The organism is Streptomyces ossamyceticus, assembly GCF_001418475.1.
GTDB lineage: Bacteria > Actinomycetota > Actinomycetes > Streptomycetales > Streptomycetaceae > Streptomyces > Streptomyces ossamyceticus.
In genome coordinates this window covers 1-22,328 of record NZ_LIQX01000210.1, presented here as the reverse complement: position 1 = coordinate 22,328, position 22,328 = coordinate 1, and the positions used below count along the sequence as shown (strand labels likewise).

Below are 22,328 nucleotides of genomic sequence, written 5' to 3'. Positions count from 1 at the left end.
CGGCGGTAATGACGGAATCGGCCATAGTGTGGGTCCGATGGACTCACCGCCGACCGGCCCCGTGACGGATTCGCTGGACCGCCGCATCATCAGCGCCCTCCAGATCGACGGCAGGGCCTCCTGGCACCGCATCGCGGCGGCCCTCGGCGAGCCAGAACGCACCGTTGTCCGTCGAGGCACCCGCCTCCTGGAGTCCGGCCTGGTACGGATCGGCGCCATGGCGGTACGCGGCCGCAGCACCGTCGTCGGGGTGCGTTGCGCACCCGGCAGGGAGCGCCTCGCGGCGACGGCCCTGGCCCGCCGGCCCGACTGCGTCTTCGCCCACGTCCTGACGGGCACCCCGACCTGCGTCGCGGAGGTGCTCTGCCCCCGCGAACGCCTCGCGGGCCTGGTGATGGACGAACTCCCCGGCCTGCCGGGCATGGAGGAGACCTTCACCCTCCCCGTCCTGCGCCATGTCCGCACCATCCGCGAGTGGCACGCCGGCCTGCTCACCACCGCCGAGATCGCGGCACTCCGCGACGCAGCCCCCGCCACCCCGTCGGCCGTCGACCCGCTGCCGCCGGGCGAACCTCCACCCGAACTCGCCCGCGCCGACCGGCTGTTGCTGCACGCCCTGGCCGAGGACGGCCGCCGTACCCACGACGAACTCGCGCGCTTCGCGGGAGTCTCGGAAGCGACCGCGCGACGCCGGCTGAGCGCCCTGCGACGGGCGGGCCGGGTCCGGATCCGCGCCGTGCTCGAACCGGCCGTGCTCGGACTCCCGGTGGAGGCGGTCCTCTGGGTGCGGACCCCGCCGTCCGGGGCGGAGGCCGTCAGCACCGCCCTCGCGGGGTCCGCGCACGTCCGCTACGCCAGCTTCGTCACGGGGGAACGCCAGTTCCTCCTGCTGACCGCGTTCCCCGACGAGTCGGCCCTGCACCACTTCGTCACCCGTTCCCCCTGGCTGCGCGACGTGGAGTCCGTGGACGTCTCCCTGGTCCTCACGACGCTGAAACGCGGCGGCCTGCTCGCCCCGTGGCTACGGGACTGACCGCGTGTCCGAGGCCGGCCTCAGACCACCACGACCCCTACCCCCGCCTCCTCGAACCGCCGCACGGTCTCCGGCTCGGCCGCCGCGTCCGTGACCAGGGTGTCCACCGAGTCGGCCGCGCAGATCCACGCGAACGCCCGCCGCCCCAGCTTGCTGGAGTCGGCCGCGACGACGACGCGCTCCGCGCGCTCGCACAACAGCCGGTTGACCGCGGCCTCCGCCTCGTCGTGCGCCGCCGCGCCGTGCACGACGTCGAACGCGACCACGCCGAGCACCGCCACATCCAGGGTGATCTGCCCGAGCACCCCGTCCGCGAGCGGCCCGACCAGCTCGTACGACTGCGCGCGGGCCACCCCGCCCGTCACCACGATCTTGAACTGGGGCCGCACGGCGAGCTCGCTCGCGATGTTCAGCGCGTTGGTGACGACGGTCAGCGCGGGCGCCCCGGACGCCAGATCGCCGCGTACGGCCAGTGCCCGCGCGACCTCCGTGGTGGTCGTGCCGCCCGTCAGGCCCACCGCCTCCCCGGGCGCGACGAGGTCCGCCACCGCCTTCGCCACGCGCTGCTTCTCGGTGGCCCGCCGGGCCGTCTTGTAGCGCAGCGGCAGCTCGTACGACACCCCGTGCACGACCGCCCCGCCCCGCGTCCGGACGAGCATCTGCTGCTCGGCCAGCTGGTCGAAGTCGCGCCGGATGGTCGCCGCCGACACGGCCAGCTCGGCCGCCGCCTCCTCGACGTCGAGCCGCCCCCGCTCCACGAGCAGTTCGAGCAGCGCCTGCCAGCGGGCGTCGCGGGACATGGGGCACCCCACCTCTCCGTCCGGACGTGATCTTCGGACGACCCTAGCGCAGACGCCACCGCCCGCATGCTTGAAGATGCTCGAAACAAGGCTCTATCTTGCACATGCGAGCATGGAGCTGTCGTCTGCTGGGGAGGGTGACCGCATGACCCACGTCGAGGACGAACTGAACAGCCAACCCGAGTGCTGGTCCCGCGCCGCCGCCGAGGCGGCGTCCCACGCCGGTGCCCTGCCCACGGCGGGAGAGCGGGTGGCGCTCGTCGGCTGCGGTACGTCGTACTTCATGGCCCAGGCCGCCGCCGCCCTGCGCGAACGCGCGGGGCAGGGCGAGACGGACGCCTTCGCGGCCTCCGAGTTTCCCCACGGCCGCACCTACGACCGGGTCGTCGCCCTCACCCGGTCCGGCACCACCACAGAGGTGCTCGACCTGCTGGGCACTCTCCGGGGTCGTACCCGCACCACCGCGATCACTGCCGACCCGGACACACCGGTGACGACGGCCGCCGACGACCTCGTCGTGCTGGACTTCGCCGACGAGGAATCCGTCGTCCAGACCCGCTTCGCCACCACGGCGCTCACGCTGCTCCGCGCCCACATGGGCCTGCCCGTCGACGGCTCCGTGGCCGACGCCCGCACCGCCCTGGAGGCCCCGCTGCCCGAAGGGGTCGTCGACAGCGCGCAGTTCACCTTCCTCGGCCGCGGCTGGACCGTGGGGCTCGCGCACGAGGCCGCGCTCAAGCTGCGGGAGGCCGCGCTGGCGTGGAGCGAGGGATATCCGGCGATGGAGTACCGGCACGGCCCCATCAGCGTCACCACGCGAGGTACGGCGACGTGGATGTTCGGGGAGGCCCCCGAGGGGCTGGCCGAGCAGGTCCGCAGGACCGGCGGGACCTGGGTGGCCGGCCGGCTCGATCCCCTCGCCGAGCTCGTCCGCGCCCAACGCCTCGCCGTCGCCGTGGCCGCGGCCCGCGGCCTCGACCCGGACCGACCCCGCCACCTCACCCGCTCGGTGATCCTCGACCCGACCCCGTGACGAGCCGCGTCCGCGCGACGCCCGCGGACGCACGGCGAACGCGAGCCCCGCGACGCCCACGGATCGTACGGCGAAGGCCGGCCGCGCGACGCGCGCGGATCGCGCGACGAACCCGCACCGACCGCAGATCCTCGACCGCCCAGCCCCTCAGGAGGAGTTGTGCCCCTCACGACAACCGGTGAGCTGATCACGGGGGCCGCCGCCGCGCACACCGCCGTGGCCGCGTTCAACATCATCACCCTGGAGCACGCGGAGGCCGTCGTCGCGGGCGCCGAGTCCGTCGACGCGCCCGTCGTCCTCCAAGTCAGCGAGAACGCCGTGAAGTTCCACGGCGGGGATCTGCTCCCGCTGGCCCGCGCCGCCACCGCCACGGCCGAGCGGGCGACCGTGCCCGTCGCGCTCCACCTCGACCACATCCAGAGCGACGACCTGCTGCGCCGGGCACCCGACGCCGGCTTCAGCTCGGTGATGTACGACGCGTCGCGCCTGCCGTACGCCGAGAACCTCGCCGCCACCCGGGCCGCCGTGGACTGGGCGCACGCCCGGGGCCTGTGGATCGAGGCCGAGTTGGGGCAGGTCGGCGGCAAGAGCGGGCTGCCGCCGCTGGACGCGCACGCCCCCGGCGCCCGTACCGACCCCGACGAGGCCCGAGCCTTCGTGGCCGATTCCGGCGTGGACGCCCTCGCCGTGGCCATCGGCAGCGCGCACGCCATGACCACCCGGACCGCCACGCTCGACCACACCCTCCTCAAACGGCTCTCCGGCGCCCTCGACGTCCCCCTCGTCCTGCACGGCTCCTCCGGCGTCCCCGACGACGAACTCCGGGCGGCCGTCACCGGCGGAATCGTCAAGGTCAACATCGGTACCGCCCTCAACATCGCCCTGACCGGCGCGATCCGCGACTTCCTGACCGCCCGCCCCGAAGCCGTGGACCCCCGCACCTACCTCGCGGCGGGCCGTACGGCGATGACGGAGACGGTGGCCCGCCTCATCGGCGTCCTGGCCACCCCTTCGACATGAGGCTCGGCGCCAGGCGGTGAGGGGCGCCGTCCCGTGAGCCGGGGCGTCCCAGACGACCTACGGCCGTCCCCGGCGGAAGAAGCGCGCCCGGGGGCTGCCGGGTAAAGGTCCTGCTAACGGAGCCGCCCGGGCGGGGAATGTGACGGCCGTCACTGGTAGTTTTCCGTCATGCGGGAGACGGAGATCCACCTCGGTGAGCCGCCCGTCGTCGCGGGCATCGGAGTCGGCGTGCACGGGGTGGCCGGGCGGACGGACGTGTTCCGGCTCCCGGAGCTCTGGCAGCTCCACCTCTACCAGTACGAGGCCGAGCTGACCGTCGACGGCTCCGTCCACACCATCCGCCCCGGCCGGGTCAGCCTCGTCCCGCCCGGCACCACGGTCCGCTACCGCTACCGGGGCCGCTCGGAACACCTCTACGCCCATCTGCGCATCACCCCGACCGGCGCGCTCCGCACGGTCCCCGTCGTCCAGGACGCCGGCCCCGAACTCCCCGCCCTGACCGACCTGTTGCTCCAGGCGGTGGCCGCCGCCCCGAGCGAGCCCGAGCGCACCAGGGCCGAGATCTGGACGGCCCTGTGGCGGGTCGCCCACCTCACCCCGCCCGCGGCGGCGGACCCGGGCCCGCACCCCGCGGTCATCACGGCCATCGCCCATATCGAGGCCCACCTCGCGGCCCCGCTGTCCATCCCGGACGTGGCCCAGTCGGCCGGCGTCTCCCACAACCACCTGACCCGGCTGTTCCGGGCGGAGACAGGCAGCACGGTCGTCGGTTACATCCGCCGCCGCAGACTCGAACGCGCCCACCACCTGCTGCGCGCCACGACCCTCTCCATCCCCGCCGTCGCCGCCTCCGTGGGCATCCCCGACCTCCAGGCCTTCAACAAGGCCTGCCGCCGCGAACTGGGCGCATCCCCGAGGGCCCTGCGCGGGGTCGCACCGTGACCTGCCGCCGACCACCACGGACAGGCATCCTCGCCGACGCGGGCGCGCACCCCCGCGGTCACGGACACGGAGGCGCGCCCTCGGCGTCACGGCTCTCGACGCGCGCCCTCGCCGTCACGACCCCCGCTTGACCGCCCGCAACACCACGAACTTCGCGTCACCGGCGACGAGTCGGCTGTTGCCGAAGATCCGTCGCAGCTTCACGTGGTACCCCAGATGGCGATTGCCGACCACCCACAGCTCGCCCCCCGGCCGCAGCGCGCGCCGCGCCCCGGTGAACATCCGCCAGGCCGTCGCGTCGGTCGTCGCCTGATGGGAGTGGAACGGCGGATTGGTGAGGACGAGATCGACGCTGCCCGGAGCGAACCCCGCCATCCCGTCCCCGACCCGGAACTCCGCCTTGCCGTCCGCGTTCGCCCGGTACGTCGCCTCCGCCGAGGCCACCGCCTGGTACGACTCGTCCACGAACACCACCTCGGCGTCCGGGTCGTCCAACGCGACCGCCGTACCGACCACGCCGTTGCCGCACCCCAGATCCACCACGCGCCCGCCACCGCGGCCCCGAGGCAGGTGCCGCAGGAAGAACCGGGTGCCGATGTCGAGCCGGTCGGCGCAGAACACCCCCGCGTGATTGACCACGGTACGCCCGGCCAACGGCCCGATGTCGTCCGGCAGTTCATAGGTGTACGGCCACGGGTCGGCCTCGCGGGCCCGCACGACCCCGGCGTCCGGCGTGCAGAGGATCAGCCGTGCCTTCTGCTCGGCGAGCGAGGTGCGGGTCGGCCCGAGGATCCGCTCGAACAACTTCAGCGTAGAGGTGTGGATCTCCTTCACCATCCCCGTGCCGACGACGACCGTCCCCTCGTGCACGGCCGGCGCCAGCCGGTGCAGCTGGTCCTCCAGGAGGGCGAGGCTCTTGGGCACCCGGACCAGGAGCACGTCGACCCGCTCCGGAGGCGGGTCCTGAGTGGTGAGCAGCCGCACGGTGTCGGGGTCGGCCCCCTTGCGCGCCAGGTTCGCCCGCGTGGCCTCCCGACTCAGGAAGGAGTCGGTGATCTGGATCGGCCGGTGTGCCGCGAGCGCCGTGGTCAGGGCGCCCCAGCGGTCACCGACCACCACGACCGTCCCGTCCAGCGGTGTTCCGCTCGCCGCGAGGTGGCGCAGCAGATACGCGTCGGACGCGTCCCAGGCGCGCAGCCGGTCACGGGGGTCCTCGGGGTGGCGGGCCAGGGCGTAATCGCCCCAGGGCGCGGTCATACGGTCGCTCATCGTGTGCCCAGGCTAACCGAGCCGCAGCTCACGCCGGTTCCCCGCAGGGTGCGTGATGATGGAGCCATGGACGCCGAGCTGTTCCCCCGCAGCCGTACGGAGATCGCGCCCGGCGCGGTCCACGTCCCCGACTGGCTGGACATGGAGCGGCAGCGGCGGCTCCTCGCGGCCTGCCGCGACTGGGCCCGCCCGCCCGCCGGGCTCCGCACGGTCCGCACCCCCGGCGGCGGCACGATGACCGCCCGCCAGGTCTGCCTCGGCCACCACTGGTACCCGTACGGCTACGCCCCCACGGTGGTCGACGGCGACGGCGCCCCCGTGAAGCCCTTCCCGGCCTGGCTGGACACCCTGGCCCGCCGCGCGGTCGCGGCGGGCCAGGGTGTCCACCCGGTGAAGGGCCCCGGCCCCGCGACGCCCCCCGGAACGGCTGCCGACCCGACGCCGGACCCCCGCGTGCCGGCAGACCTGCACGACCTCGCCCCGTACGACATCGCCCTGATCAACTTCTACGACGGGGACGCCCGCATGGGCATGCACCGCGACAGCGACGAGAAGTCGGACGCGCCGGTGGTGTCGCTGAGCCTCGGCGACACCTGTGTCTTCCGCTTCGGCAACCCGCGCTCGCGGGCCCGCCCGTACACGGACGTGGAGCTGCGCAGCGGCGATCTCTTCGTGTTCGGCGGGCCGTCCCGGCAGGCGTACCACGGGGTGCCCCGGGTGTACGCGGGGACGGCGCCGCCCGCGTTGGGCCTGGCCGGGCGGCTGAACATCACTCTGCGGGTGAGCGGCTTCGGCGACGGGTGAGGCCGACTCGGCGGCACCCGAGCCGGTACGGATCATGGGAGACTCGCCCTCATGGACGGCAAGGCGGCCCCCAAGGCGGCGGGCGAAGGGACAGCGACGGCGACACGCACCCGGCTGGACCGGGGGAGGGGCGCGCTCGGTCCGGCGCTCGAACTCGTGCACACCGGGCGGGCGCCGACGCGGGCCGTGCTCACCTCCGAACTGGGCGTCACCCGGGCCACGGCGGGCGCCGTGGCCGCGGAGCTGGAGGCGCTGGGGCTGATCCGGGTCGACGCGCACCCCGGCGCGGCCGCCGGTTCCCAGGGCCGCCCCTCGCACCGTCTGGAGGTCGCCGAGGAGGGCCCCGTCGCGCTCGCCGCCCAGGTGCACGCCGACGGATGGCGGGCCGCGCTGGTCGGGCTCGGCGGGCGGATCGTGGCGACCGCTCCCGGCTGCGAGACCGTCGACGCCGACCCGGCGAAGGTGCTCGGGTCGGTGGTCGAGGCGGGCGCCGACCTGCTCCGCGAGACGGGCCGGCGATGCGTGGGCGCCGGACTCGCCGTGCCGTCCGCCGTGGCCGAACCGGCGGGCCTCGCCCTGAACCCACTCCACCTGGCCTGGCCGGCGGGTGCCCCGGTCCGCGAGATCTTCTCCGAACGGGTACGGGCGGCCGGCATCAAGGGCCCGGCCTTCGCGGCCAACGACGTGAACCTCGCCGCGCTCGCCGAACACCGGCACGGCGCCGGCCGGGGTGCTCGCGACCTCCTCTGCGTGGCCACCGGACACCGGGGCGTGGGCGGGGCGCTGGTCCTCGACGGCCGCCTGCACACCGGGAGTTCCGGGCTCGCCCTCGAAGTCGGCCATCTCACCGTCAACCCCGAGGGCCGCCCCTGCCACTGCGGCAGCCGCGGCTGCCTCGACGTGGAGGCCGACCCGCTGGCCTTCCTCACCGCGGCCGGCCGTGACCCCGGACCCGTGATCTCCCTGCTGCAGCAGGCCAACGACCTCATCCGCACGGAGTACGCCGACCCGGCCGTCCGCACCGCCACCGAGTCCCTCATCGACCGGCTCGGCCTGGGCCTCGCCGGTCTCGTCAACATCCTCAACCCCGACCGGATCATCCTCGGCGGCCTGCACCGCACACTCCTGGACACCGACCCCGACAGGCTGCGCAGCGTGGTCGCCGACCGCAGCCTCTGGGCCCGCCAGAGCGCAGTGGTCCCCATCCTCCCCTGCACCCTCGACCACAACAGCCTGGTCGGCGCCGCCGAACTGGCCTGGCAACCCGTACTGGACGACCCGCTGGCAGCCCTGACCTGACCGGCCCCGTACTCCGCGGGAGGTACGCCCACTACCGCCGCCCGTACGACGACCCGTACCCCCTCGCGGCGAGAACCTCGACTCATCGACACAAGGCGCGTCCCAAGGAGATGAGTTCGAGATGCACACCCTCGCGCACGGGAGCGGCGACGGCCCCGGCCCCTGGCTCCTCCTCTTCCCCCTGATCTGGGCTGCGGTCGTCGTCGGAGCCGTCACCCTCCTGCGCCGCACCGTCCGCCGCGGGCACCGGGCCCCGTGGTGGCCGTCGGCGGCCGGCTTCGCCCCGCACGGCGACAGCCGTCCCACCGGCGACTCACCGATCGCGATGCTCGGCCGCCGTTTCGCCTCCGGCGAGATCGACGAGGACGAGTACTGGCGCCGACTGTCCGTCCTGGACGAGCAGTTCGGACCACGGTCGGGCAAGGGGGGATGAGACACCGGCGGGGGCCACCGGCCGGCGCACGGAGCAGCCGTACGGCGCACGGACCAGCCGTACGGCGAAGGCGGTCACCGCCCGGTCAGCCTGCGACGGCCGACCGGGCGGGAGCGTGTTCGGGCCTGCGCCCACGCGCGGCGGGCCGGAACCCGGTGTCGCACGGCTGCAACTGCGGCTGGGGCTGCCCGACGTCGTACGGCGAGATCTTCGGCACCGCCGCCGAGGACGCCGGCAGTGTGAACCACACGACCTTCCCCGTCCGGCCGTGCGGACGGACACCCCAGCTCTCGCTCACCGCGGCGACCATCGCGAGCCCGCGCCCACTGGTGGCGAACAGCTCCGCGTCCTGGACGATCGGGAGGCGGGGGTCGTTGTCCTGCACCGAGACCGTGAGCCGGCCGAGGAGCAACTCCATCTCCACGGTGCACGACTTGTCCGGCTCCGCGTGCCGGTGGACGTTGGACAGCAACTCGGTCACACCGAGCGCGGCCCGCTCTATCAACGGATCCAGATGCCAGTAGCGCAATTGCGCAGATACGATTCTGCGGACCTGGCCGATCCGCGACGGCAGGGCTTGGAGCTCCACCGTGCAGTGCCTGCTTTGCTGGCTGATCACGGCTGCGACTCCCCGATGTGAGTCCGGAAGATCGGAGTACGGATCCAGCGAGGTGGCTGGGCGAAAAACGCCGCCTGCTGTGGGGCGGCCGCCTGTGACTGCCGCCTGGTGGACGGCCGCCGGGGGCTGCCGTCTGCTCGTGGGGTGGCTGCGTACAGATCGCCGCCCGCTGTCGTGGCCGGCGGGCTGGTTCGCAGCGTTATCGCCGGTAAACCCAGAGTTACGTGAGAACAGCGTGACCCAGGGGGTCGGGTCCCGCAACTCGCGGTCCGTCAGCCACCGCGCCCCGCCGCCTTGCGCACCGCCTCGATGAACCGGCGCGCCGAGGGCGGGCCTGGCTTCCCCGGAGCGGGGTCGTGCTCGTTCAGCGTGAGCGTGTAGCGGGTGCCGTTGACATCGGCCAACGCCCGGTCCTCGTTGGCGAACCAGGGCTTCGAGGCGCGCACCGCCTGCACCGGGGCGCTGTCGATCTCACTGCCGTAACTGGTCAGCAACTGCAGCCGGCCGTCCTCGATCCTGACCTGGCCCGCCCGGGTGAGCTGCCGCAGCCGCTTCCCGATCCGCACGCCCGTGGCCGTGAACTCCGGCTCCGCCATGTGCCCCGCCCCCTAGTGCGCTCTCGGCCGTCCACTGTCGTGATCCGTACCGGGCCGTGATCCAGTGTGCCCGAGGGGCGCGCTTCCCCGTGCCACCCCCTCGGCGGGACCGACCAGGCCCGTGCGGTGAAGTCTGCACGTCCCCGCCGTCGAGCACCAGTGCGCACGGTTGGTCGGGGGCGGGGTTCCGGCGCATGCGCGGCATGCGCCCCCCATGCGCCCCGCGCATTGCCGCCACAGGACTGTCTTTGAGTTGCTCAAAGGGATGTTTATGCAGGTGAGAAGCGTGCGGAAGGTGTTTATCATCGGGACGTCCGACGCCGCGACACGCCGTCGGCGCACCCTGTGAGGAGCACGCCGTGAGCACCCCCCAGACCACTCGCCCTGGCGCGACCCTCGACGTCGACCACAGCGACCCCGAGTACCGGACCTGGCTCAAAGAGGCGGTCCGCCGGGTCCAGGCCGATGCCAACCGCTCCGCCGACACCCATCTGCTGCGCTTCCCCCTGCCCGAGACGTGGGGGATCGACCTGTATCTCAAGGACGAGTCGACCCACCCGACGGGCAGCCTCAAGCACCGCCTGGCCCGTTCCCTCTTCCTCTACGGCCTGTGCAACGGCTGGATCCGGCCGGGCCGTCCCGTCATCGAGGCGTCCAGCGGCTCCACCGCCGTCTCGGAGGCGTACTTCGCCAAGCTGATCGGTGTCCCCTTCATCGCCGTCATGCCGCGCACGACCAGTGCCGAGAAGATCCGCCTCATCGAGTTCCACGGCGGCCGCTGCCACTTCGTGGACGACTCGCGGAAGATGTACGAGGAGTCGGCCCGCCTCGCGGTGGAGACCGGCGGCCACTACATGGACCAGTTCACCTACGCCGAGCGGGCCACGGACTGGCGAGGCAACAACAACATCGCCGAATCCGTCTTCCGCCAACTGGAGTTGGAGCGCTTCCCCGAGCCCACCTGGATCGTCGCCACCGCCGGCACCGGCGGCACCTCCGCGACCATCGCGCGCTACGTCCACTACATGCAGTACGACACCCGCATCTGTGTCGCCGACCCCGAGAACTCCTGTTTCTTCGAGGGCTGGACCACCGGCGACCCGGACGTCACCTGCGACTGCGGTTCCCGTATCGAGGGCATCGGCCGCCCCCGGATGGAGCCCAGCTTCGTCCCCGGCGCCGTCGACCGCATGATGAAGGTCCCCGACGCGGCCAGTGTCGCCGCCGTACGGGCCCTGGAGCAGACCATCGGCCGCAAGGCGGGCGGCTCCACCGGGACGGGCCTGTGGAGCGCCCTCAAGATCATCGCCGAGATGGTGGCGGAGGGGCACCGGGGCAGTGTCGTCACGCTCCTGTGCGACCCCGGCGACCGCTACCTCGACAAGTACTACTCCGACGCGTGGCTGCGGGAGCAGGGCCTGGACATCGCCCCTTACACGGCGGCCATCGACTCCCTCCTGGCGACGGGAGTGTGGGCGGCGCCCCCGCGGTGACGGGGGGCGGGCGGCCGTACGACCGGTGTGGCCGCCTCGCGGTAGCGGAGAGACGCCGGCGCCCGGACCGAGCCGGCGCCCGTGACGGGCAGGCGTCCGGACGGGACCGGGGCCAGGGCGGGGCCGCGCCCGGACGGGACCCGCGTCCTCGTCAGAGGTCCCTGTCCTCGTCCTCCCCGGCCACCACCAGCCGCCGCAGGTGCTCGGAGATCTCCGCCCGCGCCTGCGCGGCCAGGCCCGCGTCCGTGACCAGCGTGTCCACCTGGTCGAGCGCGGCGAACGAACTCAGGCCCACCGTCCCCCACTTGGTGTGGTCGGCCACGACCACGACCCGCCGTGCCGACTGCACGAGCCGGCGGTTGGTCTCTGCCTCCGCCAGGTTCGGCGTGGACAGGCCCGCCTCCACCGATATCCCGTGCACCCCGAGGAACAGCACATCGAAGTGGAGCGCCGCGATCGCCTGATCGGCCACCGGCCCCACGAGCGAGTCGGACGGCGTCCGCACCCCGCCGGTGAGCACCACGGTCGCCGCCCCCTGCCGGGGGCCCGTCGTGCGCTGCGCGGCATGGAAGACGTCCGCGACCCGTACCGAGTTCGTGACCACCGTCAGATCCGGCACGTCCACGAGCCGGTGCGCGAGCGCGTAGGTCGTCGTACCGCCCGACAGGGCGATCGCCGAACCCGGCGCAACCAACTCGGCGGCGGCCCGCGCGATGTCCTCCTTGGCGCTCAGCTCCAGCCCGGACTTCGCCTCGAAACCCGGCTCGTGCGTACTCGCCTCGGCCACCGGGACCGCGCCGCCGTGCACCTTCTCCACGGCGCCCTGGCGGGCCAGCGCGTCCAGGTCGCGGCGGACCGTCATGTCCGAGACGCCCAGCTTGCGCGTCAACTCGTTGACCCGGACCCCGCCCCTGCGGCGCACCTCGTCGAGGATCAGGGCACGCCGCTGCTCCGCGAGGAGGTTCTGATTCTCACTCACGCTCGCTCCGGTCCTTTCGCCCCATCACGCCCGACACGCTCCCATACCCCCTCCGAAGCGGATATTCCCCCGTCCCCGGTCCCGAGGACGTCCCATATTCGCACGCCACACCACTGGTCGCGCCACCACCTGCACGCGCGCGAACAGCCCGTATCGCGTTTCCGCGCCCGTCACTATCACACGGATCGGGGAGATTCGGTGACCACAGGTGTAGGGAGACCGCTTTGCGGCGATCATCTGTACCTGCACATGACACATGCCTTGCGGCGCATCACGGGGGAAGCGGACCAGTGGATCGTGCGACGGAGCACGCCGAGTACGGAGAACGCCCCGGACGGTCGGAGACGGGCGGGCGCGAGGCCACCGGCCGCACCGGGACCGACGACGACACCGCCCTCGAACTGCTCGTCCACGGCGTCGGCGGCACCACCCCCGAACGCATGCTGGACGATCCGCGCACCGTCCGCGTCACCGGCGACGACACGGCGGCCGTCTTCCGCCGCATCGACGACGCCGACGCCGAGGCCCGCCCCGCCGACCACCGCGGCGGACCCGTGCCCGAGGCCTACGTCTGGTGCAACCTCACCTCCGGCAACGGCTCCCGCGCCCTGTGGCTGTTGCTGCTGCCGTTCATGGTCGTCAACCTCGCCCACTGGATGCGCCCCGGTGCCCGCCACAGACGGCGGACCATACGTCTGCACGGCCTCCTGGTCCGCCTCACCGGTCTGACCCTGACCGTGCTGCTCGTGGCCGCCGCCTGCGAGGTCGCCCTCGATCTGACCGCATGGCAGTGCGCGGGCACGCGCGCGTGCGCCGAGGCACACACCTGGCTCGGCTTCCTCTCCCCGGACCTCTCCCACCACGGCTGGTGGAGCAGCCCCGGCCGCCGCCTCGCCCTGGCCGCCCTGGTGCCCACCGCCCTGACCGTGCTCCTGTGGTACCTCTCCCACCGCACCTGGAGCGAGTACGAGTCGCAGCGCCCCATGGACCGCGCCGAGGCCCGCCCCACCGAGGACGACGTCGAACCGGTCGCGCTCGGCCGCCCCGGCTTCTGGTACGGGCGCCGCCTCGTGGCCCGGCTGCGCGCCGCCCACACGGCGGCCGGGTTCCTGACGGTCGCGGCGGCCGTCGGGACGTCCGCCGCCCGAGAGGACCGCCGCCCCGGCGGCCCCGCCGTCCTGGAGCTCCTGGGGTGGCTGTTCAACGCGACGCTCGTGGTGCTCGCCGTGGTCGTGGTGTGGGTGGTGTGCCGCAGGGGCCGCTCCGAGAGGCGCCTCGACCGCGAACTCGACGGGCACCTCGTGCGCGGCCTGCCCACGGCCTCGATCGCGGTGCTCGTCCTCGCCCTGGTGTACGCGGGCTGGTCACGCCCCGGCTGGAGCTCCGCGGGCCGACTGCCGGGAGACCTGACCTTCGGCGGGATCACCCTGGTCCAAGGCCTCCTCGTCCTGGCCCTCGCTGTGGTCGCCCGCGTCCTTCACCGCTCCCGCCCCGACCCGCGGACCGCGCTGCACGGACTCGGCGGCCCTGCCGTCGCGATGCTGGCCTGCGCCCTCGGCGGTGTCATGTCCGCCGGTGTCGCCCAGCGCGTCGCCGACTGGCTCGGCGGCACCGACGACGCCCTCCCCGGCCCGCCGATCCTCCTCACCTGGCAGGCCGCCGTGATCCCGCCCCTGCTCCTGGTGGTGGTGACCCTGCTCGTCTGGCTGGCCCGCCGCACCTGGGTGCTGCGGCGCGCGGAGACGGCGGCGGTGGAGGAGGAGTACGGCCTGGCCGAGGCCGTACGGCCGCGGGCGAGCGGCACGGACGAGGAGCCCGAACCCCGTGACACCGCCCGGACCCTGCGGATCGCCCGTACCCGTGCCATGGCCGCCCTCACCGACCGCGCGCCCCGCGTCGTCGGCATCATCTCGACCGTGACGCTGCTGCTCGGCGCCGGAGCGCTGGCCGGCGCGTTCGCCACGGGGCAGACCCCGGCGCGGGCGGCGCGGGACTCGTACGCCTTCGTCGCGGGCGCGGCCCAGACCGCGCAGGCGCTCGGGTCCTGGTTGATCGGCGTCGGCTTCCTGCTCTTCGTCACCTGGGGCCGCCGCGCCTACAAGGACGCCTCCGCGCGCCGCACCATCGGCATCCTCTGGGACGTCGGCACCTTCTGGCCGCGCGCCGCGCACCCCTTCGCCCCGCCCTGCTACGCCGAGCGCGCCGTGCCCGACCTCACCTGGCGGATGGCCACCTGGACCCGCACGACGGGCGGACGACTGGTGATCTCCGGACACTCCCAGGGCAGCGTCCTCGCCGCGGCCGCCGCCTGGCAGCTGACCCCGTCGGTCCGGAGCCGGGTCGCGCTGCTGACGTACGGCTCACCGCTGGAGCGGCTGTACGGACGGTGGTTCCCCGCCCACTTCGGCCCGGCGTCCCTCGCCTCCCTGCACCGCGAGGTCGACTGCTGGCGCAATCTGTACCGGCTCACCGACCCCATAGGCGGCCCCGTGCGGTTGCCGGGCCGGTGCGGGCCGGAGGTCGACGCCGAGCCGTTCAAGGACCCCCTCGCCTACGGCCGCACCGCCGGCCATCCGCTGCCCGCCCCGATCCTCGGCCACTCCGACTACCAGGCGGACCCGGCCTTCGCCGCCGAGCGGCAGCGGCTGCTGGCCCGCATCGGCCCCGAGGTGCCGGGCCCCCGCGACTGCTAGCGCACGACGGCCTCGGCCCCGGCCCTCGGCCCCGGGCCGCCAGGACGTGCCCCGGCTACGCGTCGGGGCAGGTCACGTCCCGCTCGGGCCGCTGTCCCGTGAGCAGGAACGTGGTCACCGTCCGGTCGCCGCACGCGTTGCCCGTGCCCAGGTAGGCGCCGTGGCCGCCGCGCTCCACCGTGACGAGCCGCGCCCGATCGCCGAGGGCCGCCCGCATCCGCAGCGCGCCGACATGGGGCGTGGCCGGGTCCCGCCGGTTCTGGATCATCAGGATGTTGGACGGGCCGTCGTCGGTGATCCGGGTCGGCTTCTCCGCGGGCCGGTCCTTCCAGAACGAGCACGGGCCGATGTTCACCGGCATGCCGGCCGTGAGCGGGTACCGCACACGGTGCTCGGCCACCGCCCGCTCGTGCGCCGCCACCGACGTCGGCCAGCGCACGTCGTTGCAGATCACCGCCATGACGGCCGCCGCGTCCTCGTCGCTCAGCGGCCCGGCCAGATCGGGCGGCAGCACCGGCGTCGCCTTCGGGTCACCGGCCTGCCGTATCAACAGGGCCAGATCGTCGAAGGAGGCGTCGTTGTAGAGGGCGAGATGCATCGCCTGACGCAGGCGGTTGCCCGTGAGCGGCACGCCCGGGGTGGCCGTCTCCCGCGGCGCACGGTCCAGTTCGGCAGCCAGGGCCAGGAACAGCGGCCGTACGTCCTCCGGGCGCCCGGCGAGCCGCAGGCCCTCCGGCGCGCGGGCCGGGTCGGCGGCCCAGGCGGCGAAGTCCGGGAACCGGTCCTCCGCACCCCGCGCCATGTTCTCCAGCCAGCGCCGCGCGACCCGGCGCGGATCGGGGTCGTCGTTGCTGTCCATCACCCAACGATCGGTCCGCTCCGGGTACTTCTGCGCGTAGACGGCACCCACGTACGTCCCGTACGACACCCCGTACGCCGACAGCCGCTCCTCGCCCAGGGCCCGCCGGAAACGGTCGATGTCGCGTACCTCGTTGGCGGTGGTGAGGCCGCGCAGCACGGCCCCGCCGTTCCGTGCGCACGCCTCGGCGGTACGCCGGGCCCGTGCGATGTTCTCACCGATGCCGCCGTCGGGCGCTGGCCAGGCCCGCAGGGTCACCAGGTGCCGGTCCTCGGCGGGGAGACCGCAGGTCGCCCGTGTGCTGCCGCCGACGCCACGCGGATCCAGGCTGACGATGTCGTACGCGCCGCCGAGCTGCCCACGCAGCGCCTTCCCCTGCTGGGTGAGGCGTCGGACGCCCGAACCGCCCGGTCCGCCGGGGATCACCAGCAGCGTGCCGCGCCGTGCCTCCGGGTGCTCACTGCGCAGCCGGGACACGGCGAGCGTGAGCTGCGGGCCGTCGGGGTCGCGGTAGTCGAGCGGGACGGGCAGGTCGGCGCACTCCTGGTCGGTGGGGCCACCGGGTTGCGCGCAGGGGCGCCAGGTGAGTGCGGGCGGGGCGGAGGGCGCTCCGGCGGCCGGGCCGGCGAGGGCGGTCAGCGTGGTGGCGGCGGCCGAGACGGACAGGGCGAGGACGAGGGCTCGTCGAGTGCGATGCGTCATGAGGATCATGCTGTCGGCCGGAGTCCCTCGGCCCCATCCGGCCGACCGCACACCTGTGGTGGGGTTCTCCCCCTGGGGCTCACCCCAGGGGGCAGCGCCCCGGCGGCTCCACGACGCGCGCCGGGGGAGCCGTCACGGCAGCTCGGGGAGGTCCTCCGCGTACAGCAACGTCAGGTCGTCGGTGCTGGGTTCGTCGACCTGGGCGACCCGGCTCGCGTGACGCTCCACCATCGCCTCGAAGGTCTGGCGCGCGGTACGGCCGTTGCCGAAGGCCGGGCCCTTGGGGATCGCCGTGAAGTACTTCAGCAGGGCCTCGCCCGCGCCCGGCGCCAGCCGGTACTCGTGCTCCTCGGCCTGCTGCCCGACGATCCGCAGGAGCTCCGCGGGCTCGTAGTCGTCGAAGGTGATCGTGCGGGAGAAGCGGGACGCCACACCGGGGTTGACGGTGAGGAAGCGCTCCATCTCGGCCGTGTAGCCGGCGACGATCACCACCACCGCGTCCCGGTGGTCCTCCATCAGCTTCACGAGGGTGTCGATGGCCTCCTTGCCGAAGTCCCGGCCGGAGTCCTCGGGGGACAGCGCGTACGCCTCGTCGATGAACAGCACCCCGCCGCGGGCCCGTTCGAAGGCCTCCTGGGTGCGGATGGCGGTGGACCCGATGTGCTCGCCGACCAGGTCCACACGGGACACCTCGACGAGGTGGCCCTTGTCCAGGACACCGAGGGAGGCCAGGATCTCGCCGTAGAGACGGGCGACCGTGGTCTTTCCGGTGCCGGGGGAGCCGGTGAAGACGAGGTGCCGTTTGACGGAGGCGGCCTTCAGGCCGGCCTGCTGGCGGCGGCGGCCCACCTCGATCATGTCCGTGAGGGCGCGCACCTCGCGCTTGACGCTGTCCAGGCCGACCAGCGCGTCCAGTTCGCCGAGCACGGCCTTCGACGTGCGGGCCGGCTGCTCGGGCTCCACAGCGGGCGCGGTGGCCGCCGACGGCTGGGGTTCGACGGTGCGCTGGCCGGGGATGGAGCCCAGCAGACCGGGGGAGGGGGGCGCGGTCTGCGTCGCCGTCTCGTGCGCGACCGGGGGCCGCACGCCGGCGCTCTCGTCGCTGGCGCAGTCCTCGACCACGGGCCCGCCGCCCAAGGAGCCGGGGCCGCCCTCCGCGAACTCGTAACCGCCGCGCGCGCAGCGCTCCGTACGGCACTTCCGCAGGGTCGCGCGGCAGCCGTCGATGATGTGGAAGCCGTAGCCCCCGCTGCCGGTGACCCGGCAGTTGAGGAAGCTGCCGCGGCCCTCGGCGGAGACGTAGAAGCCCGCCTCGGCGGGCGAGGTGACCGTGCAGCGCTCGATGGTGGGGTCCGCGCCCTTGGTGACGATCACTCCGGTCTGCGTGCCGTCCAGGGTGCAGCCGTTGAGGGTGCCGCCGCTGCCGTGGTCGCGGAACCAGGCGCCCGTCGCGGCGTCCCGGATCCGGCAGTCGTCAAGCTGCGCGGTCGCGCCGTCGCTCACCGACACGGCCGTGTTTCGCACCTGCGACAGATCGCTGTCCACGACGTCCGCGCGCGACCCCCGGTCCAGGACGAACAGGGCGTCCGGCACGTCGTGGACCCGGCAGGACTCCAGGACAACCGTGGCCCCGTCGCTGACCCAGACGGCCGGATAGTCGCCCGTGCTGTCGAAGATCTCGCACTGGTTGGCGTCCACGCGGGTGCCCGGGTCCCATACCGACAGTCCGTTGCGCCCGAACTGGCGCACCGTGGTGCGGGTCAGGGTGAGCACGGAGCGGGAACGCAAGTCCACCGCGTTCTCCGGGATGTCGTGGATGCGGCAGTCCGCCAGGGTGAGCACGGCGTCCGTGTCGAGCGTGACGCCGTCCGCGGTCGTACGGTGCACATCGCAGTCGGTGAGATGGGCGGTGGCCCGCCCGGTGATCTGGACGCCGCTGCCCCGGACCTCGTAGATCTCGCAACCGACGGCCTCCAGAGCGGAGTTCTCGCCGGTCGCCGTCAGGCCCGAGCCGGAGGCGTGGTGCACCCGGCACCGGTCGAGCCGCGGATGACCGCCGCCGCGCACCGCGACACCGGCCTGCCCGGCCGCGACGACCTCGCACTCCTCGAACACCCCGCCGCCGCCGTCGACGACGGCGATACCGATCCCGGCGGGGTTGTCGACCGTGCACCGCCGCACCGTCGGACGGGCGCTGCCGCGCACCTCGATGCCGGCCGCGGAGCGGGTCACGATCCTGAGGTCCAGCAGCTCGGGCGTGCCGTCCTCGACGAGCAGCGCCGGCGCCGCCGCGTCCTGGCCCTCCACGTGCAGGTCCTGCACCACGGCCGAGGCGGACACCGTGAGCGGCACACCGTCCACGGGCGCGATGCGGACCGAGCCGGGCGATCCCTCCGGGCCGCGCAGCGTGACCCCGCGCTGCACGACGAGGTTCTCCCGGTACGTGCCGGGAGCGACGATGAGCACATCGCCGTCGCTCGCGGCCTCCAGGGCCGCGGCGAGCGATGTGTACTCACCAGTGCGGCGCCGCCACCGCGATGTACCGGTGTGCGTCACCTGGACCGTGCCCTGTGCCATGGCGTTGCTGTGCCCCCACCTCGTGGAACGCGGGTCGATGCCGAACAGTTCGGCTGGTCGGTCCACCGTAGCGTGCGCGGACACGGCGAGTTGACCGGAGTGGGAAGGCCGTCAGCTGCCCGTGCCCGTCCTGCCCCAGTCCGGCCCCGCCTTGTCCCATGCCTGGTCCCAACGGACGTACCGCCGGCGGATCATGCGCCAGACGATCAGTCGTCGGCAGCCCTCGATGAAGCCCGCGGCCAGCACGGTCGCACCGAAGCCGGCCAGGACCGCGTGGGTCGTCGCGGTCGCGCTGTCGAGCGGCCGGCCGACCGTGCGGCCCCGGGCGTCCGTCCACAGCGCGAAGCGGTCCCCCGGCCGCGGGTCCTTGAGGCCCGACAGGACCGTGCCGTGCCGGTCGGTGCCGTCGGGGCCGGTCCAGTCGGCGACCACGCGGCTGTGCCGGTCACGGGAGGTCGACGTCTCGGGGTCGGGGTCGAACGGGGAGCCGCCGACCCGCTTGACGACGGTGGCCGCCACCAGGTGCCGGGCCGCCCGCTGGTCCCGCACGGACTGCTGCAAGGAACCCTGGGTGGCCGTCCCGACGACGGCGCCGACGAGGGGGGCGGCGACGAGGATCAGCGTGAGGGCCGCGAACGCCAGCCACGCCTCGACGAGATCGGTCGTCCGGCGCAGGGGATTGTGGCGCCAACGCCACAGCCCGCCGAATGCCCCCAGCCCGCCGATTGCCCGCACTGTCCCACGCCCCCTTCCGCGTCCGTGATAACCCCCAGCGGGGACGCCCACGCGCGGTACCGGTGAAGAGAGAGCGAAATCACCTCTCCGACCGGCCTTCTCATGAACTTCTCACAAAGGCCCAACGGCCGGGCCGGGTACCTGTGTTCCCGACCGCCGACCGAATCCAGGATGTTGAATTTTCAAAGTGGATGGTACTCCCCTGCGTTCGCGGGGATCTCCACGGCCCGAACACCCCTTATCCGCAAGGCTATTCGAGCACGCGCACCGGATCGCCGATCCGAACCGTGCCGCCGGATTCCGGAACGAGGTTCTGCCCGAAGACCAGCTTGTCCCCGAACCGCCGGTGCCGGGCGAGGGTCCGCAGCGGCTCCCGGCCCCGCTGTGCGGTGTCCTGGTCGGTGGTGGTCACCACGCACCGCCCGCACATCTTGGCGACCCGGAAGGTGACCTCGCCGATGGCGACGCGCCGCCAGCCGTCCTCGGCCCACCCCTTGGTGCCGTCCACCACGACGTTCGGCCGGAAGCGGCTCATCGGCAGCGGGCCCTCCTCGGGATGGTCGCCGTGGGCGATCAGGGAGTTGAGCGCGTCGAGCGAGCCGAGGGTGGTGAGCAGCAGCGGGTAGCCGTCGGCGAAACTGACCGTCTCGCCGGGACGGGCGAACTCGGGGTCGACGGGGCGACGGGTCGCGGGGTCGTCCAGGTGGACCAGGCGTACGGGCACGCCCAGGTAGTCGCTGAACCAGGCGTGCGCGGCCACGTCGGCGGGCACCGCCTCCACCTTGTCCTGCCAGATCTCCACCGTGACCGTCGGGGCCGGCCCGGGTGCGACGACGGTGAGCGGCTCGCGGCCGGGCGCGGACAGCACGACGCCGCCGCCGGGCTCCAGCCCGGCGGCGGCCAACGCCATGCGCGGATGCGGACGTTGTGTGATGACCTTGCCCGAGTCGTCGACCAGCACCCAGCGACGGTCACCCGCCAGACCCCAGGGCTCCACGACGGCCTCCTCGGGGGCGAAGCCCCGGGCCGCCTTCAGCGGGTGGACGTGGATCGAGTGCAGCGACGGATTCCCCATGGGGTCATCCTGCCAAACGGCGGTGACCACCCCACGCGGAATGTTTCAGTCGGCTCGGTACCGCGGCTCAGTACCCGCGGTACTGCTGGCCGTTGTACGGATCCTGCTGATACGTGGGCGCCGGGCGCGGGGCGGCGGGGCGCATGGCCTCGTAACCCGTGCCGGGACCCATGGGGCGCTGCTGCTGAGGCGGCTGCGCGCCGGGATAGCCGCGCGGACCACCGGCCTGCTGCGGGATGTACGCGGACGGCGCCTGCTGAAGCGGCGACGGCTGCTGGGCCTGCGGATAACCGTAGGCGGGCGAGGGCTGCGAGGGGCCCGAAGGAAGCGCGGGGAGCGCCGACGGGAGCGCGGGCAGATTGCTGCCCGGCGTGTCGTACGCGGCCGGGACTCGGATCGGCGCGATCTGAGGGGTTCCCCGCTCGGCGACGAGAGAGTCGTAGATCGGGGTGTCCGCGAAGGACGAGGCGGAGTAGTAACCGCCGCCGTAGGTGGAGCGGGGGGAGGTCATGGCACATAAGTTAAGCCCACGATGTGCTGGTTGGGGAGACCGATAAGAGGGTTGTTTTCCGTGTCCGCAGTGACGCTGGATCCCCAATGCGAGCGAACTCGGCGAAAAAGGGCAGCGAAAAGGGCTGTGATCGTGTAAAGGCCGAGTTCCGGGCGGGTTACCGGGGGTTGGCCACTGATCTTTCGGTACGGCTTCTGGGGGTTCGGGCGCCGGGGGAATAGGTTTGGCGCCGACAGACGGGCCGGACGGTTCGGACGGACTGCGTGGGACGCGGCCTGGCGATGACCCTTGCGGGTGACCTTCTGATGGGGGCGGACATGACAATGCCGAAAGGATCGAACGTCGCGGTGCCGACGGCCGAGCTACGCGTGGAATTGGGCTGGCGCTCCGGGCCGGGTGTGCCGGACGCCGACGCGTCGGCGCTGCTGCTGACCGGGGGGAAGGTCCGCTCCGACGCGGACTTCGTCTTCTACAACCAGCCCGCGCACTCCTCCGGTGCCGTCCGGCACGGGGGTAAACAGGACATCGGCGGACAGGTGACCGACTCCCTGCACGTCGACCTCACACGCGTGGAGCCCGCCGTCGAGACGGTGGTGCTGGCGGCGTCCGCCGACGGAGGAACGTTCGGGCAGGTGCCCGGCCTGTACATCCGCGTGCTCGACGAGCGGGCGGGCACCGAGGTCGCGCGCTTCGACAGCGCGGACGCCGGAGTCGAGACGGCCTTCGTACTCGGCGAGTTCTACCGCCGACAGGGCGCCTGGAAGTTCCGTGCCGTCGGCCAGGGCTACAGCAGCGGCCTCGAAGGACTGGCCACCGACTTCGGTATCACCGTCGACGAACCCCAGCACGCCGCCGC

20 protein-coding genes are annotated in these 22,328 nt (G+C 73.4%); 10 read left to right on the top strand and 10 right to left on the bottom strand.

Going from position 1 to position 22,328, the window contains the following annotated elements; all coding sequences use genetic code 11:
- Positions 1 to 37: 37 nt before the first annotated feature.
- Positions 38 to 1,033, top strand: coding sequence for an Lrp/AsnC family transcriptional regulator (locus AOK15_RS16965; protein ID WP_055517627.1), 996 nt, complete (start codon positions 38 to 40; stop codon positions 1,031 to 1,033).
- 20 nt (positions 1,034 to 1,053) lie between these two features.
- Here AOK15_RS16965 and AOK15_RS16960 read toward each other — a convergent pair whose 3' ends face one another.
- Positions 1,054 to 1,833: a DeoR/GlpR family DNA-binding transcription regulator gene (locus AOK15_RS16960; protein ID WP_055517625.1), complete on the bottom strand. Its 780-nt coding sequence runs from the start codon at positions 1,831 to 1,833 to the stop codon at positions 1,054 to 1,056.
- Positions 1,834 to 1,978: 145 nt separating this feature from the next.
- Here AOK15_RS16960 and AOK15_RS16955 point away from each other — a divergent pair, with 145 nt between their 5' ends.
- The 3 genes from AOK15_RS16955 (at position 1,979) to AOK15_RS16945 (ending at position 4,828) form a co-directional block, all read left to right on the top strand.
- On the top strand, positions 1,979 to 2,866 hold the full coding sequence (locus AOK15_RS16955) for an SIS domain-containing protein (protein ID WP_055517623.1): 888 nt from the start codon (positions 1,979 to 1,981) through the stop codon (positions 2,864 to 2,866).
- A gap of 159 nt (positions 2,867 to 3,025) precedes the next feature.
- Entirely contained in the window at positions 3,026 to 3,886 is an 861-nt protein-coding gene (locus AOK15_RS16950) for a class II fructose-bisphosphate aldolase (protein WP_055517621.1), read from the top strand.
- Positions 3,887 to 4,054: 168 nt separating this feature from the next.
- Positions 4,055 to 4,828, top strand: a complete 774-nt coding sequence (locus tag AOK15_RS16945; protein ID WP_055517619.1) for an AraC family transcriptional regulator — start codon at positions 4,055 to 4,057, stop codon at positions 4,826 to 4,828.
- Positions 4,829 to 4,942: 114 nt separating this feature from the next.
- Here the strand turns inward: AOK15_RS16945 and AOK15_RS16940 are convergent, their stop codons facing one another.
- Positions 4,943 to 6,097, bottom strand: a complete 1,155-nt coding sequence (locus tag AOK15_RS16940) for a methyltransferase (RefSeq protein ID WP_205632151.1) — start codon at positions 6,095 to 6,097, stop codon at positions 4,943 to 4,945.
- Between the two features lie 66 nt (positions 6,098 to 6,163).
- On the opposite strand from AOK15_RS16940, the gene AOK15_RS16935 reads away from it, so the two are divergent.
- From AOK15_RS16935 to AOK15_RS16925, 3 genes are all read left to right on the top strand, one after another.
- On the top strand, positions 6,164 to 6,901 hold the full coding sequence (locus AOK15_RS16935; protein ID WP_055517615.1) for an alpha-ketoglutarate-dependent dioxygenase AlkB family protein: 738 nt from the start codon (positions 6,164 to 6,166) through the stop codon (positions 6,899 to 6,901).
- 51 nt (positions 6,902 to 6,952) lie between these two features.
- Entirely contained in the window at positions 6,953 to 8,200 is a 1,248-nt protein-coding gene (locus tag AOK15_RS16930; protein WP_055517613.1) for an ROK family protein, read from the top strand.
- A gap of 121 nt (positions 8,201 to 8,321) precedes the next feature.
- Positions 8,322 to 8,633, top strand: coding sequence for an SHOCT domain-containing protein (locus AOK15_RS16925; protein ID WP_055517610.1), 312 nt, complete (start codon positions 8,322 to 8,324; stop codon positions 8,631 to 8,633).
- Positions 8,634 to 8,718: 85 nt separating this feature from the next.
- Here the strand turns inward: AOK15_RS16925 and AOK15_RS16920 are convergent, their stop codons facing one another.
- Positions 8,719 to 9,252 (bottom strand): ATP-binding protein, encoded by a 534-nt coding sequence (locus AOK15_RS16920; RefSeq protein WP_079058533.1) that lies wholly within the window; start codon positions 9,250 to 9,252, stop codon positions 8,719 to 8,721.
- Positions 9,253 to 9,524: 272 nt separating this feature from the next.
- Positions 9,525 to 9,848: a hypothetical protein gene (locus AOK15_RS16915; RefSeq protein WP_055517608.1), complete on the bottom strand. Its 324-nt coding sequence runs from the start codon at positions 9,846 to 9,848 to the stop codon at positions 9,525 to 9,527.
- 359 nt (positions 9,849 to 10,207) lie between these two features.
- Here AOK15_RS16915 and cds1 point away from each other — a divergent pair, with 359 nt between their 5' ends.
- Positions 10,208 to 11,341: an L-cysteine desulfhydrase Cds1 gene (gene cds1, locus AOK15_RS16910; protein WP_055517607.1), complete on the top strand. Its 1,134-nt coding sequence runs from the start codon at positions 10,208 to 10,210 to the stop codon at positions 11,339 to 11,341.
- A 151-nt stretch (positions 11,342 to 11,492) separates the two neighbouring features.
- Here the strand turns inward: cds1 and AOK15_RS16905 are convergent, their stop codons facing one another.
- Positions 11,493 to 12,320: a DeoR/GlpR family DNA-binding transcription regulator gene (locus AOK15_RS16905; RefSeq protein WP_055517604.1), complete on the bottom strand. Its 828-nt coding sequence runs from the start codon at positions 12,318 to 12,320 to the stop codon at positions 11,493 to 11,495.
- Between the two features lie 290 nt (positions 12,321 to 12,610).
- Between AOK15_RS16905 and AOK15_RS16900 the strand changes: the two genes are divergently transcribed.
- Positions 12,611 to 15,013 carry a hypothetical protein gene (locus AOK15_RS16900; RefSeq protein ID WP_055517602.1) on the top strand — a complete coding sequence of 801 codons (2,403 nt, stop codon included), beginning with the start codon at positions 12,611 to 12,613 and terminating at the stop codon, positions 15,011 to 15,013.
- Between the two features lie 55 nt (positions 15,014 to 15,068).
- Here AOK15_RS16900 and AOK15_RS16895 read toward each other — a convergent pair whose 3' ends face one another.
- The 5 genes from AOK15_RS16895 to AOK15_RS16875 form a co-directional block, all read right to left on the bottom strand.
- Entirely contained in the window at positions 15,069 to 16,574 is a 1,506-nt protein-coding gene (locus AOK15_RS16895; RefSeq protein WP_205632150.1) for an alpha/beta hydrolase, read from the bottom strand.
- Between the two features lie 132 nt (positions 16,575 to 16,706).
- Positions 16,707 to 19,151: a right-handed parallel beta-helix repeat-containing protein gene (locus AOK15_RS16890; protein ID WP_055517598.1), complete on the bottom strand. Its 2,445-nt coding sequence runs from the start codon at positions 19,149 to 19,151 to the stop codon at positions 16,707 to 16,709.
- A gap of 111 nt (positions 19,152 to 19,262) precedes the next feature.
- Complete coding sequence (locus AOK15_RS16885; RefSeq protein WP_055517597.1) at positions 19,263 to 19,886, bottom strand: Rv1733c family protein; 624 nt, start codon at positions 19,884 to 19,886, stop codon at positions 19,263 to 19,265.
- 250 nt (positions 19,887 to 20,136) lie between these two features.
- Positions 20,137 to 20,961: an MOSC domain-containing protein gene (locus AOK15_RS16880; RefSeq protein ID WP_055517595.1), complete on the bottom strand. Its 825-nt coding sequence runs from the start codon at positions 20,959 to 20,961 to the stop codon at positions 20,137 to 20,139.
- Between the two features lie 67 nt (positions 20,962 to 21,028).
- Entirely contained in the window at positions 21,029 to 21,472 is a 444-nt protein-coding gene (locus tag AOK15_RS16875) for a DUF6643 family protein (protein WP_055517593.1), read from the bottom strand.
- Between the two features lie 305 nt (positions 21,473 to 21,777).
- On the opposite strand from AOK15_RS16875, the gene AOK15_RS16870 reads away from it, so the two are divergent.
- A partial coding sequence (locus AOK15_RS16870; protein WP_167738822.1) for a TerD family protein occupies positions 21,778 to 22,328 on the top strand: 551 nt, incomplete at its 3' end.